Origin of the sequence: Proteus sp. fly-1013 (assembly GCF_040140245.1) — a bacterium.
Taxonomy (GTDB): domain Bacteria; phylum Pseudomonadota; class Gammaproteobacteria; order Enterobacterales; family Enterobacteriaceae; genus Proteus; species Proteus mirabilis_B.
Window position 1 is genome coordinate 189,486 of record NZ_JBEEWD010000005.1, and the last position, 14,424, is coordinate 203,909.

At 37.7% G+C, this 14,424-nt stretch carries 10 protein-coding genes; all 10 read left to right on the forward strand.

Annotated elements, in window-relative coordinates:
* The 10 genes from tagH to ABN236_RS11445 are packed head-to-tail and all read left to right on the forward strand — an operon-like array spanning position 1 to position 14,379.
* Complete coding sequence (gene tagH / locus ABN236_RS11400) at positions 1–1,245, forward strand: type VI secretion system-associated FHA domain protein TagH (RefSeq protein WP_088494822.1); 1,245 nt, start codon at positions 1–3, stop codon at positions 1,243–1,245.
* A gap of 1 nt (position 1,246) precedes the next feature.
* The gene (tssJ, locus tag ABN236_RS11405; RefSeq protein WP_088494821.1) at positions 1,247–1,801 is read left to right on the forward strand and encodes a type VI secretion system lipoprotein TssJ; all 555 of its coding nucleotides are present in this window, start codon (positions 1,247–1,249) and stop codon (positions 1,799–1,801) included.
* A gap of 2 nt (positions 1,802–1,803) precedes the next feature.
* Positions 1,804–3,162 carry a type VI secretion system baseplate subunit TssK gene (tssK, locus tag ABN236_RS11410; RefSeq protein WP_088494820.1) on the forward strand — a complete coding sequence of 453 codons (1,359 nt, stop codon included), beginning with the start codon at positions 1,804–1,806 and terminating at the stop codon, positions 3,160–3,162.
* Positions 3,155–3,910, forward strand: a complete 756-nt coding sequence (gene icmH / locus ABN236_RS11415) for a type IVB secretion system protein IcmH/DotU (protein ID WP_196553916.1) — start codon at positions 3,155–3,157, stop codon at positions 3,908–3,910. The genes tssK and icmH overlap by 8 nt, the downstream gene beginning before the upstream one ends.
* A gap of 9 nt (positions 3,911–3,919) precedes the next feature.
* A complete protein-coding gene (gene tssH / locus ABN236_RS11420; RefSeq protein ID WP_349474013.1) occupies positions 3,920–6,556 on the forward strand; it encodes a type VI secretion system ATPase TssH in 2,637 nt (878 codons plus the stop codon).
* Positions 6,553–7,350, forward strand: a complete 798-nt coding sequence (locus ABN236_RS11425) for a Fis family transcriptional regulator (protein ID WP_349474014.1) — start codon at positions 6,553–6,555, stop codon at positions 7,348–7,350. The genes tssH and ABN236_RS11425 overlap by 4 nt, the downstream gene beginning before the upstream one ends.
* Positions 7,347–7,997, forward strand: a complete 651-nt coding sequence (gene vasI, locus ABN236_RS11430; RefSeq protein ID WP_349474015.1) for a type VI secretion system-associated protein VasI — start codon at positions 7,347–7,349, stop codon at positions 7,995–7,997. Before ABN236_RS11425 ends, vasI begins: the two co-directional genes overlap by 4 nt.
* A gap of 5 nt (positions 7,998–8,002) precedes the next feature.
* Entirely contained in the window at positions 8,003–9,457 is a 1,455-nt protein-coding gene (tssA, locus tag ABN236_RS11435; RefSeq protein ID WP_349474016.1) for a type VI secretion system protein TssA, read from the forward strand.
* Between the two features lie 2 nt (positions 9,458–9,459).
* Complete coding sequence (gene tssM, locus ABN236_RS11440; RefSeq protein ID WP_349474017.1) at positions 9,460–13,008, forward strand: type VI secretion system membrane subunit TssM; 3,549 nt, start codon at positions 9,460–9,462, stop codon at positions 13,006–13,008.
* Between the two features lie 39 nt (positions 13,009–13,047).
* Positions 13,048–14,379 (forward strand): VasL domain-containing protein, encoded by a 1,332-nt coding sequence (locus tag ABN236_RS11445; protein WP_349474018.1) that lies wholly within the window; start codon positions 13,048–13,050, stop codon positions 14,377–14,379.
* Positions 14,380–14,424 lie beyond the last annotated feature (45 nt).

Below are 14,424 nucleotides of genomic sequence, written 5' to 3' on the forward strand. Positions count from 1 at the left end.
ATGGATAATTATTTACCCACAATCTCTTTTCGCTTAATAAATAGTGAGTTGCTTGAAAGTGGCTATGTACCAAATAGTCAATTCACGCAACTTGGTGGCACGATTGGTAGCAGTAAACAATCACACTGGGTAATACAAGATACTCAATCATCTATTGCATCTACACAGTGCGCTATCGCTTGGCAAGATAAACAATTTTGTTTAAAAACACTTGCTGAGCCTGTTTATATTAACAACGCCCTGATCCCCATTCATATTGGGGCGGTCTGTTTATCTCAAAATGATCAGATCAAAATTGGGCAACTTGTTTTATCCGTTAATATCAATTTAACGCAAAACAATAAGCCTGATCTTATGGCGATGACACCACAATCGTTGATCGAGACTGATGATAATCCGCTCGATCCCCTGCTACAAAAAAATTCCCCTTCGGTTCATAAAACAGAAAGCCATATTATGCCTTTAGCTCCGACAGTTTCAGGCTCAATGACACATGATCCATTAAAAGCCCTTGAAAGCGAAAGCTTAGAGCTTATTCAAGGCTCATCATCTAACACACATCACTACGCTCTTTCTTCGCCTCGTTCAGATAACCAGGGAGATCTCATGGTTCAGGAATTTATGGATTTGCCAGAAATAACGTCTCAAGATAATGAAACAAATGCAGACGTAGACTATGTCGCAATTAATCCATTAATGAAAGGGCTAGGCGTACACCTTAACTTACAAAATTCACAGCAAGCAAATGATTTTCTTATTGAATTAGGAAAAACGACGCAATCTGCAATAAAAGGTTTGTTGGCATTACAACAGCAGGAAAATTTACAAGATAAACAACTGCGCCCAATTGAAGATAATCCGCTTCGTTTAAATAATGAATATGACAGTGTTATGCGTTTAATGTTTACCGATGAACGTAGCCCTGTACATTTATCTGCGCCTTCGGCTGTCGCAGAAAGCTTACATAATGTGCAATTACATTATTATGCTAATCAAGAAGCCATTTCCGCTGCATTAACCACACTATTAGAAGCATTCTCGCCAGAGCATTTATTAAAACGCTTTTCTCATTATCGTCGTAGTTACGACAACACTCCAAGTGATAGCGCTTGGGCTTGGGATATGTATACCAATTATTACAATGAGTTAGCATCATCTCGCCAACAAGGTTTTGAGAAACTATTTTATGAGGTCTATACCCACGCTTATGACCGAGCCTTAAGAAAAGGGCTCGATGAGGTGTGATATGTCGATAAAAACATTCATGGCTTATCTCTTTTTTATTTTTGTAGCCACCCAATTAAGTGGGTGCAGTGGCCCTATTGAAGCCATGTCAAAAATAGGCAAAGTCATATGGGACCCATCAACGCCCGTGGGTAAAGAAAAAGAACAATCCTCGGTTGTCTCATTCACATTATTAGCTGAGCCTGAAATCAATCCTAATCATCAAGGAGAGGCAACACCGGTTCAATTACAAATTGTTTATATGAATGAAGATTCGATCTTTGCCTCTTTAGATCAAGACCAAATTATTGAAGAAGATTGCGATCTGAAAAAACTATTAAAGAGAAATTATATCGATCATCAAGATTACACCCTTTTACCTGATCAATATAAGCCGCTCGATCCCATTGAGCTGGATAAAAAGAATAAGTATATCGGGATCATTGCCTATTACTCTGACGTCAATGTTACTCAATGGAAGAAAATATTAAAAATCAATGGGATTGGTCATTATTACAATCTGCTAGTCCATATCAAAGAAAATGAAATTGAATTTAGAAAAGAAGAGGATCAATAACAATGTCGACAAAAAATAAAGTGATATGGCATGAAGGGTTGTTTATTAAGCCTCAGCATTTTCAGCAACAGCAACGTTATCAAGACTATATTATTGAAACGCTGATAAAAACTTATCACGCTCATTACTATGGTTTAAGCCAATTGACGCTGAATACTGAATTATTAAGCCTTGGTCGTATTGGTCTTAAAGAAGCTTCTGGCATTATGCCTGACGGCACGCTGTTTTCTATTCCACAGCAAGATAATCTTCCTTCACCTATTGATATTTCACAAATTAATGAAGGCAGTGACAATGTGGTCTATTTGGCATTGCCGTTACAAAACAACACAGTCAGTGAAATCTCTCATTCCCATAATGGTAATCATTTATTAGCTCGTTATAGCGATGTATTAACACAAGTACGTGATTTGCATACTGAGAATGGAGATATCAGTCAGCTTAATATTGCAAAGCTTAATCCTATTTTAAAATTAGGAAAAACAGAGCTAGACGCTTATGTGATGTTGCCAATTTGCAAAATAAGAGAGATCAGCGCTGATGGTAGTTTAATTCTCGATAAAAACTATATTCCTACCTGTTTAAATTCAAGAATTTGCCCTATTTTAGCTGAGTTTTTAGCTGAAGTTGAAGGTGCCTTATTTGAGCGAGGACGCCAAATAGCAGAGCGTATAGGCTCCCCCGGTCAACAAGGTATTGCCGATGTTGCTGAATTTATGATGTTACAGCTACTTAATCGTGCTTATCCTCAATTTTCACATTTATCTAAGCAAACAGTGGTTCACCCAGAGCAACTCTTTAAAGAGCTACTTCAATTTAATGGTGAAATTCAAACCTTTACTAATGGCTCTCGTTTACCTGATAAATTACCGATTTATCGACACTATGACTTGGCATCGGGCTTTTTACCTCTAATTAAATCTATTCGACAAGCGCTAAGTGTGGTTCTCACACCAAGAGCGGTGCCAATTCCATTGCAAAAACAAGAACATGGTATTCGTGTTGCGACAATTCATGACAGACAACTTCTGCAAAGTGCTGAATTTATTATTGCGGTACGCGCTCAGTTACCTCAAGAGCAATTGCGTCGCCAATTCGCACAACAGGCAAAAGTCACTTCAGTGAATCAAATTCGTGATTTAGTCAGTGTTCAAATGCCTGGTGTTGGCTTCATTCCGTTATCAACCGCTCCTCGCCAATTGCCATATCACTCAGGCTATACCTATTTCCGCTTAGATCCTCAAGGTGAATCATGGGCTGATATACAGAAACACGGAAATATTGCATTCCACGTATCAGGACAATTCCCTGAACTTGATATTCAACTTTGGGCAATAAGAAGTGGAACTCAACATGAGTGATTTATCATTAATACAAGAACTTACTGAAAAAAAAGTGAGCCATAAATCATATCAATTACCATTACGCGGTAACAACATCAATCCAATGATTGATGCTGCGACACCATTGCTGGGTATGGTGATCAGAATGAAATCAATGTCAGCAACTCCGCTATCAGAAAAGCTTTTTCAACAAGTGGTCACTGACATTCAAGCCATTGAACAACAACTTCAAACTCACGGTTATGAGCCGGGTGCCATTGTTTCATTCCGCTATGTGTTATGCACATTTATTGATGAAGCAGCATTAGAGTTAGGCTGGGATCAAGATAACGATTGGGTAAAACAATCCCTGTTAGTTCATTTTCATAATGAATCATGGGGTGGTGAAAAGGTTTTCGTATTAATAGAACGCTTATTAGGTGAGCCTAAACGTTACCTTGATTTATTAGAGTTTATTTATCTCTGTTTATGCCTTGGTTATCGCGGTCGCTATAAAGTCAGCAATGGCTATGGAGATGACTTTAATAAATTACTTCGCCAACTTCAAAAACAGATCCAACAACTTAAAGGTGAATCTCAACCTGTTGTTTTATACAAAGAAAATGGCACTAAATCACATCAATATCGTTTAGGACAACGCTTTGGTGTTCGTTATATCGCCATTGGCTCACTGATCTTCGCCACGATTATTTATGCAATTTATGCTTCTAGATTGAGACATCAAACTCTCAATATTTTGGAACAGCTTAATACACTTCTTAGCTAGGACGCCCTTATGATCCAGATTGATCTCTCAACATTAGTTAATAGACTTCACCCTATTGCTAAACACGCTTTAGAAAATGCGGCTGCGTTTTGTGTAAGCCACCAGCAACTTGAAATTACAGTAGACCAATTTTTACAACAACTGCTGGAAACACCACTAACGGATATCCGCACTATTTTTAATAAAGTTGATATCAATCCAACTGAATTAACAGCGCTTTTAGATCTTAACTCTGTACAGCACCAAAGCGTGACACAAAGTTATCCAAGCTTTTCCCCACTATTAGTGGAATGGCTTAAAGATAGTTGGTTATTGGCTTCAGCAGAGCTTAGTCATAACGAATTACGTTCAGGCGCGTTATTACTCACTTTATTGCAAATGCCTCATCGCTATTTGCCTAAATCAGCAGTCGAATTACTCTCTCAAATCAATAGAGAACAACTCAAACTCAACTTTGATGAGTGGACGCTGACATCAGCAGAAGCACCAATAGCAGAAGCTAATAAATCATCCAATAGTCATGTTCAATCGGACTCTATGCTTGCGCGTTTTACACAAAATATGACGCAACAAGCAAGAGATAACCAGCTAGATCCGGTTTTATGTCGTGATCATGAAATTGACTTAATGATTGATATTCTCTGCCGTCGTCGTAAAAACAACCCCGTGGTTGTCGGTGAAGCGGGTGTCGGTAAAAGTGCCTTAATTGAAGGGTTAGCCTTACGTATTATCGCTGGCGAAATTCCTGAAAAACTCAAAGAATGTGAGTTATTAACGTTGGATTTAGGCGCTCTTCAAGCTGGTGCCGCCGTTAAAGGTGAATTTGAAAAACGCTTTAAAGGCATTATGCAAGAAGTGGCACAATCACCGACTCCTATTATTTTATTTATTGATGAAGCTCATACCTTGATTGGTGCAGGAAATCAGCAAGGTGGCTTAGATATCTCCAATTTGCTAAAACCTGCATTAGCTCGTGGTGAATTAAGTACTATCGCAGCAACCACTTGGAGCGAATACAAAAAATACTTTGAGAAAGATGCCGCATTAGCGCGTCGCTTCCAACTTGTTCAAGTGAAAGAGCCTACTGCCGATGAAGCTATTATTATTATGCGCGGGTTACGCTCTATCTATGAAAAAGCGCACCAAGTTTTTATTGATGATGAAGCGCTCTGTGCATCAGCACAATTAAGTGAGCGTTATCTTTCTGGTCGCCAGCTTCCAGATAAAGCCATTGATGTGCTTGATACCGCTTGTGCTCGTGCAGCTATCAATCTTTCAACTCCACCTAAACAGCTATCAGCATTAAAAACGCAACGCCATCAAATCAAGATGGAGCGAGATGTATTAATTCGTGAACAACAATTAGGTTTAAAAGATCATTCAGAGCGCTTGGCGATATTAGACAATCAGTCTATTGAGATTGAAACACAAATTGAAGTGCTTCAACAGGCGTGGGAAAAACAGAAAAATATTGTTCGTGAAATTATTGAATTACGATCAACTTTATTATCAGCATTGACTAAATCACTTGAAGAAGAGACAAACACTGAAAGTGTTGAAAATAATAGTGATGAGCTAAAATCTCGCTTAAATGCTCTAAATGAAGAGTTAACTGAATTACATCAACACTCTCTATTAGTCTCTCCTCATGTAGATAAAAAACAAATCGCTGCCGTTATTGCTGAATGGACAGGCGTACCTCTTAATCGCTTATCACAAGATGCATTACTGGTGGTGACAGAGCTTCCGACCTATCTTGAACAAAGCATCAAAGGGCAAACACTTGCTATTAAGCATCTTCATAAACACTTACTGACAGCGCGCGCCGATCTCCGCCGTTCTGGTCGTCCTCTTGGTGCATTCTTGTTAGCAGGACCAAGTGGTGTCGGTAAAACAGAAACTGTTATTCAAATTGCTCAGTTAATGTTTGGTGGAACACAGTATTTAACCACGATCAACATGTCTGAATTTCAGGAAAAACACACGGTTTCTCGCCTAATTGGCTCACCTCCAGGTTATGTAGGTTATGGCGAAGGCGGAGTATTAACAGAAGCTATCCGTAAAAAGCCTTATTCTGTTGTATTACTTGATGAAGTAGAAAAAGCCCATCCCGATGTTTTAAACCTGTTTTATCAAGCCTTTGATAAAGGAGAATTAGCCGATGGAGAAGGCCGTATTATTGACTGTAAAAATATCGCCTTCTTCTTAACCTCTAACTTGGGTGATCACATCATTATGGCTCATGCCAATAAACCGGATGAGTTGCATGATGCCCTCTACCCAGAATTAACCACTTTCTTTAAACCTGCTCTTTTAGCACGTATGGAAGTTATTCCGTTTTTACCGTTAACGCAGGCTATTCTCCAAGAGATTATTACTTACAAACTAACACGCTTAACTGAACTACTTACACAACGTTTTCATGCAGAAATCAGGCTAGAAGACACTGTTTCAGATGAGATATTGCAACGTGCTTCACGAGCAGAAAATGGCGCAAGAATTTTAGAATCTATTATTGATGGCGCTCTACTCCCTCCTCTTTCACTTCTTCTCTTGCAACACAGCGCACGGAATGAAGATATCAGGACGATACGGTTATCAACGCAAGATAACCAATTTATTGCAGAGGTAAATGTAGAACTATGAAGCACAGACTGAAAAATGCGCTCTCTCTCTTAACTTGTTTAGATGTGGACTCACTGATCAGCCAATTTCTTGAGCTTAGTATGCCTCGTAGTCCATTTAGCGCACTCATTGTTTCAATGATTAATAAATCAGAGAATCGCTTAGAGAGCTGGAGCATTGATCTTAGTGAGAAAGTAGAGAAAAAACATTTGGATGTCGATATTACAGAAGCGGATCACCCCTTGATCCAGCTTCTATCACAACCACAATCTGTACTTTGGAATGATCTAAAGCAAGGCAGTTATATTAGCGATCACGCCTTACAGCAGTTTATCGCCAAACAACCTGTGCATTGCGGGTTGTTTAGTATTCCTTTTACTGATCTGAATAATAAACCTTGTGGGTTAATTATTATGTTAGGGCAAGATCTCGATGAAACCGTTTATAAGCAAGGGATCTTCTCTATTTACTGCAATATTTTTCACCATCAATTAAAAAGTATTTTGGCGTTTTCTCAATCACAACAAAAAATTGCTGATCTGCAATATCTATTGAAATTACAACAAGAAAAAGAAGAGAAAATTAATCAGACGTTACGTTCATTATCCATATCGAATTTAACTTCAATGCGAGCACCCGTGCACTCTTTCGCTGAGGTGAACGATCTTACTTTAGCCACTGAACGCTATGAAGCGTCAATTCTGCGTTATCAACAAGAAAGCAGTAATGACGATCTCAATTTAATTGCTGAAAACTTAAATATTTCAAAGCGATCTCTTCTATATAAATTAAAAAAATATGGATGTCTTGAATGATTTATTCACGGATTATTTATTTCATTTTTCTGGCTTTCTGTTTACTCAACAACGCCTTTGCACAGGCGCAAGAGGATGAAGTTAATCTTACTGAACAAGCGCTCTCTCAATGTCGTGAAGAGGTATCTCAACTTATTCGTTTATCTTGTTATGACCAAATTAATATTGAGAACAAACAAACTTCTACTTTTGATATCAGTGCGATGGGCGATATTTGGCGCTTAGCGGTAGAGCATGAAATGAAGCGTGAAAACTATACAGCGGGATTTATGGTGACAGCCAATAACAAAGGAACTTATCCCGTCATTATGACGATCCCAGCCATGGGATATCAGCCACCCCGCCCTATTTTAATGCTCAGTTGTATCGACAACATTACTCGTATGCAAATTGCGTTACCCAAAAAACAAACTGCAGGAAACATCCAACTCATCACGGAAAAAACACAACTAAGTAGCGAATGGTTTCTACGAGAAGACGGTTATTTGCTTGAAGCAAGCCGCGGCATACCCGGTATTGATGAAATCAAACAACTACTTTCCAGCACAAAACTAACCATCAAATTAGCGAATGATGAGAAATTAACCTTTAATATTTCAGGCATTAACGAAGAGATAAAACCTCTGCGTTCCGCCTGTCATTGGTGATAAAAATGACAACAAAAACGCTTTGTACATGGCGAGAACAACTTTTAGCACCTTTGGATGAGGCTAAAATAAGTAGCCAGCTTGATGAAAATAGTGCCGACTGGGAATATATCGAAAATGAAATGATAAAATTTGGCTCACTAAGCCATAGCTCTTTAGATATTGATGATCTTCAACGTCGTGCATTACAACTATTCGCAACACAAACCAAAGACTTTCGTCTATTGGTGCATTTTCTAAGAACACTGCAACATGCTGCTGTCCCTGAAGAGCTAGTTATTGCTGCCACGGTTGCCAGCGCCTATATGCAACATTATTGGGATAACAGTTATCCTAGTAATCCACGTTTAAAACTACGCTTAGCACAACAAATTATTAAACGTTTTGAATCAGTCAAAAACAGTTTTTGTCAGCAAGCCACATCTGAACAACGTGATGATATTTTGGGTGAATTCGCCTATTTAGCACAATTTTGGCACACCAATCAGCCTAGTTTATCTACGCAAATGGATGAATTAAGCCGAGCGTATCAACATATAGAAAATACACAAGAATCGACTATTACGGTTGAAGAAAGTGTAAAAGCAGAACCAGTTAATGAAATAAAAAAAACACCTCAAACACCAGTAAGCGCAACTTCACAGGCAGAGCAACCCCACGTTGAAATTAATCAAAGTGATGATCGCCAATGGAAGCAGACACTATTAAAAGTCGCTGGCATTCTTTGTGAACAAGCCCCTAATGATGCGGTTGGTTATCGCCTACGTCGATATGCTATTTGGCATAATATTCAAACAGTTCCGATGAGCGATAAGCAAGGTAAAACACCTCTAGCGGCAGTGGCAATAGATAGAGTGACCGATTACAAAGCGCAACTTATGCAACCAACACTCAGTTTACTCAATGAAATTGAACAGAGCTTAACGTTGGCTCCTTACTGGTTAGATGGTCACTATCTTGCAGCTCAAGCCGCTCAATCATTAGGGCTAACTTCTATTTCATCAGCGATTGCTCAAGAGCTTTCACTGTTTTTAACCAGATTACCTCAGCTCAACCATCTCTATTTCTCTGATATGACGCTCTTTATTTCAGAAGAAACTCATCAATGGCTAAATAGCTTAGAAAGCAAAACGAATAATAAAGCGAGCCCTGCGTTATCGCTACAAAGTGAACAACAAGAAATTATGACCTGCTTTGAACAAGAAGGTCTTAATGCCGCGTTATTGATGATTGATAATGCTATTTCAATCACAACAGAACCCCGCCAGCGGTTTTATTTGCAGTTACTCTCAGCACAACTATTTGAAGCGTCAAAGATGAGTTCCATCGCAAATGTTTATTTTAATCAGCTTTATCAAGATGCGCTTCGATATTCATTATCAGAGTGGGAACCCAATTTATTAAATCAATTAGCATCAAAAGCGGAACATCAACAAAACTTGTCTTCTCATAGGGAATAATAATGAATTGGTCATTTCTTTCTGGAAAGAAAATAACGGATTTTATAAAAAAAATTTTCTTTGCTGATAAATCAAAAATTAAATCCTTGTTTTTACTTTTTATTGCCTTAATTCCAGCTCTATTTGTCATTTGGATTTGGTGGTGGGGAGCTAATTATGAATTTAAAGGAGATTACCCATTAAGATCGCTCAGTGCGCGCTGGCTAGCGACAGTTATTACTATTTTAGTTGTTGTCAGTTGGGTTGGTATTGCAACATGGCTTCGTGTAAGAAAACTTGAAGGTCTGAAATTAGATGTTGAACTCGCAATTGTCGATCCTGTACTTAATGATATTGAACATCAGAACCGTTATTTAAATTATTGGAAATCGCAATTTATTAAACATCAAAATGGGCACACCAATGCGCTTTATCAAAAGCCTTGGTATTTTGTGCTAGGTACTGATGAAAGTGGTAAAAACACATTATTAAAAAATAGCCTCAATACTTTAGATATTGCGCCTATTGAAAATATTGTCAGTGAGCAAAAATTACCGTTGCATATAAAAATGTTATTGGCAGACCAAGCCATATTATTAATGCCAGAAGGTAAGTTAATTACACAACCCAATCTTATTTTAGAAAAGCCGAAACTTTATCACCGATTATGGAATGAGTTATTAGTCTGGTTAAATGAACATCGCTCTCGTCAGCCAATGAATGGCATTATTCTTACTATTGATACATTACAACTACTGACAAACGATAAAGAGAAAAATAGCCAGTTTATTGCTTCATTGCATATGCGGTTACAAGAAATTCGCATCACTTTTAATAGTCAATTACCTATTTATGTCGTGTTTACAAAGCTCGATTTATTACAGGGATTTGACGCTATGTTTCAGTCACTAGAAGCTAAACAGCGTGATGAAATATTGGGTGTGACATTCCGATTAAATAGCGAAAATAATTGGGAAAAAGATCTTAATGCATTTTGGGAACAGTGGGTAAGCCAAATGAATAGCGCCCTTCCTGAAATGATGCTCAATCGCGTTGATGAAAGCCAACGTACAAAGTTATTTAGTTTTATTCGACAAATTCAAGGGCTAAAAACTAACGTTATTAGCCTACTTAATGCATTAACGTCCAGTAATAAAGAACAAGATATACAATTAAGAGGGATATATCTCACTTCAGCAACACAAGTTGGTCAGGTTGATAATATCTTTAGTCAAACGGCATCGGTTCAATATCATTTACCAACAGCACCATTAGCCACTTGGCCTATTGCAGAAACTCATAGCTATTTTACGCAATCACTTTTTCAAGATGTTTTGTTATCAGAGCCAAATATTGCTGCTGAAAGTCAATTTTGGCTTAAAAAACATCGTAGAAGAGTTCTATTAGCTTCCGCTATTAGTGTTGTTGGTATTATCGCTTTATGGAATGGCTGGAGCCATTATTACAGTAAAAATTACCAATCTGGCGAAAATGTACTTAATGAAGTGAAATCATTTCGCTCTTCAGAAGCGACCATTACCACTAATACAGCAGGAAAAGAGCAGCTTGCGGTATTAAATCCATTATTAGATGCCACATTAGCTTACGGTAATTATCGCGAGAAAAGTGACACGTTTTCTGACCTAGGGTTATACCAAGGAAAGAATGTCGGCCCTTATGTCGAAAATGTTTATCTCCAATTGATAACAGAACATTATCTGCCTTCAATAATGAATTCTTTACTGACTGAATTGAAAAAAGCACCAGCAGGTAGTGAGGAAAAGCTAGAGATATTACGCATTATGCGCATGCTTGAAGATAAGAGTGGGCGTAATAATGAGATTGTTGAAAACTTCATGGCTAATTATTGGAGTCGCTTATTTACAGGACAGAGAGATATTCAATCTCAATTAATGTCACATTTACAATACGCATTAAAACATACCGATTGGCAAACTCAACGTAAGGCAGGTGAAGTAACTGCTATTAATGCTTTTACACCATTTACTCAGCCAATCGATACAGCGCAAAAAGAGTTAAGTCGTTTACCGCTTTATCAACGTGTTTATCAAACCTTGCGCCTTAAAGCGAACCAAGTTCTCTCATCACCATTAAATATACGTCATCAAGTTGGCCCTAGCTTTGACTCTATTTTTACCGCTATTAATGAAGATAAACTTCAAATGCCTCAGCTTCTAACGCTGTATGGGCTAACAAACTACTTTACTCAACATAATGATGAGCTGGTAGATCTGACCTTTTTGGATGCATGGGTATTAAATTTAAGTACAAATACTCAATACAGTGAAAGTGATAGAAAAGAGATCCAACGTCAAATCACCGAACAATATCTAAATGATTATACGGCTCAATGGCGTGCAGCTATGAGTAATCTTGAAATAAGAGAATTTGAATCACTACAAGATGAAATTAATGCATTAGAGCAGATTATTAGCGGTGAACAACCCATCCGTCGTGCATTACAAGTATTAAGAGATAATACAACATTGCCAAAAATAGACAGTTCACTACCAATTGCTGATCAAAAGGCATTAATGGATGAATTGAAATATAAATTACTCACACGATTAGATAAAGAATTTGCACCTCAAACTGAAATTCTTGTCAGCAATAATGGTGAGAACTTACAGAACCTCAATCAAAAATTAAATGAACTGCATCGTTATTTATTAGGTATTTATAATTCACCTGTGCCGGGTAAAGCAGCATTAAAGGCGGTGACTTCTCGCCTTGAGGATAATAATCGCGACATTATTTTTGAATTATCTCAATCAGCTAAAACATTGCCTGAGCCAATGAATCGTTGGGTAGGACAATTAGCAGATCAAGCGTGGAATGTTGTACAAAAAGAAGCTATCCGCTACATGGAAGTTGAGTGGAATGAAACCGTTGTTAAGCAATATCATACCTACATTGTAGGTCGCTATCCGTTTAACGCAGCAACGACACAAGATGTCCCTTTAAGTGAGTTTGAACGCTTTTTCAAACCAAACGGCACATTAGATAGCTTCTATCAGCAAAATCTACGCCTTTTTGTTGAAAACAACCTGATTGAAAATAGTGATGGTCAATCACTTATTCGTCCGGATGTGTTAGAACAACTCGAAATTGCAAATCGAATTAGAAATACATTCTTTAATGCACAAGGCAATTTAGAAGCGCAATTTGCTATTGAAGCGCTTTCTCTTACCGGTAATAAGCGTCGTAGTGTTTTAAATCTTGATGGGCAATTACTCGATTATTCACACGGCAGAAGCCATACCGTACATATGGTTTGGCCTAACTCAATGCGTTCAAATGTTGAGAGCAAGCTGACCTTAGTTCCTATTTCTGGCGATAAATCACCTCGAGCTGTTTTATTTAATGGTCCTTGGGCACAAATGCGACTCATTAATGGCGGCAAGCTTACTAATATAAAGCCGCACTCTTTTGATGTGAAATTCACCCTTGATAATGGTGATATGACATATCGGATCACAATCGATGAATCTAATAATCCTTTCTTTGGTGGATTATTTACTCGCTTCAAATTACCTGAAACCCTTTATTAACTGATTTCCCCTTATATTTATAAGGGGATAGGATCATTCATGAATACGCCAAAAGAAAAATTTGTGATAAAAATTGCAGGCTCTCCTTTAGATATCCCTGAATTTATCGCATTAAAAGCGGAATTTAATAAACTTAATCATCCTTCTCAACCAGAGATCAGTTGGACTCTTATTGAGTCTCTTTCATTAACGTTATTTAAAACCCACGGTATCGACTTGCAAAGTGGGACTTATTACACGCTAGCTCGTCTCCATTTAAATGGGTTAAATGGTTTTACTGAAGGATGTGAATTACTTGCCAATATAGTGGTAAGTCAGTGGGATAATCTTTGGCCGACTCAACCCAATCATCGGTGTGATGTCATTAATTGGTTTAATACCAAAGCGGGAGCTTTATTACGCCAATTAACTTTTTCGCCTTCTGATTTACGTTTAATTTATCGATCAGAAAGAGCTCTACAATTAATTATCGATCAACTTGCCCATACGGATTGGCCTAAATTACCAAAGCTAGAAAATTTACTTTGGTTTTTCCAAAATGCAGCGAAAACCTTAGAACAAAATACAAAAAGTTCGACTCAAAAAAGTAGTAATAATGCCGTTAAAATTCCGCCTATTGTCTATATCAGTGCATCTGATGAACTTAAAGAAAACAATACTTCTAAACCTAACCCTATCGCCGAAGTTGTTTTATATGACGATCCGCCGCTTGAGAAAAAACCAATGAGTGCGAAAAAAGGCTTTTTTATTGGACTATTAAGTAGCAGTGCTATTTTTATTACTATTGGTATGGCGATTTATCTGCCGATGCAAAAAGAACTCTCTGCAATTACCGCTCAACCTGAAGGTGCCATTACACAATGGTTATATCAACCAAATATCAGTTCATATGCAAATAACCTTGTTTTAATGGAAAAACAGTCGCCTATATTTGCTTTAAGAAAATCAGATCATATGTTGGAAGTCGCGAAAAAACTTTGGCCTAATAATGCTGATCAATCTTACGCAACACGACAATGGCAAAATATCCTTACTACACGATTAGAAAACGCACCAATTGACAGCAGTTGGTCAGATACGAATAAATTAATTCAACAGCTTTCCGATAGGATTGTTCAACAAGAACGTAACAGAGGAAGCTTTACCCTTTCTTATTTAAAAACAGCCATTTATGAAATTCAAAAAAGCCATAATAAAGCTGTTCCTATTGAAAATAAGCTATATGCATTTTCACAAGAAATAAGTAAAGAGCAGTCTATCTCTCCTGCATTAATTAATAATCTCGATGCAGATATTAATGGATTATTGGCACGATATTATCTCCTGCAAAAAGAAGCTGAAGAGTTAGGATTAAAGCCTTATTCATATTAAAAATAACCAGAAATCATGGCAGATATTATTTATTATTAAAGGGGT

Coding starts and splice junctions, on each gene's coding strand:
- tagH (WP_088494822.1), top strand. CDS start 1: ATGGATAATTATTTACCCACAATCTCTTTTCGCTTAATAAATAGTGAG.
- tssJ (WP_088494821.1), top strand. CDS start 1,247: ATGTCGATAAAAACATTCATGGCTTATCTCTTTTTTATTTTTGTAGCC.
- tssK (WP_088494820.1), top strand. CDS start 1,804: ATGTCGACAAAAAATAAAGTGATATGGCATGAAGGGTTGTTTATTAAG.
- icmH (WP_196553916.1), top strand. CDS start 3,155: ATGAGTGATTTATCATTAATACAAGAACTTACTGAAAAAAAAGTGAGC.
- tssH (WP_349474013.1), top strand. CDS start 3,920: ATGATCCAGATTGATCTCTCAACATTAGTTAATAGACTTCACCCTATT.
- ABN236_RS11425 (WP_349474014.1), top strand. CDS start 6,553: ATGAAGCACAGACTGAAAAATGCGCTCTCTCTCTTAACTTGTTTAGAT.
- vasI (WP_349474015.1), top strand. CDS start 7,347: ATGATTTATTCACGGATTATTTATTTCATTTTTCTGGCTTTCTGTTTA.
- tssA (WP_349474016.1), top strand. CDS start 8,003: ATGACAACAAAAACGCTTTGTACATGGCGAGAACAACTTTTAGCACCT.
- tssM (WP_349474017.1), top strand. CDS start 9,460: ATGAATTGGTCATTTCTTTCTGGAAAGAAAATAACGGATTTTATAAAA.
- ABN236_RS11445 (WP_349474018.1), top strand. CDS start 13,048: ATGAATACGCCAAAAGAAAAATTTGTGATAAAAATTGCAGGCTCTCCT.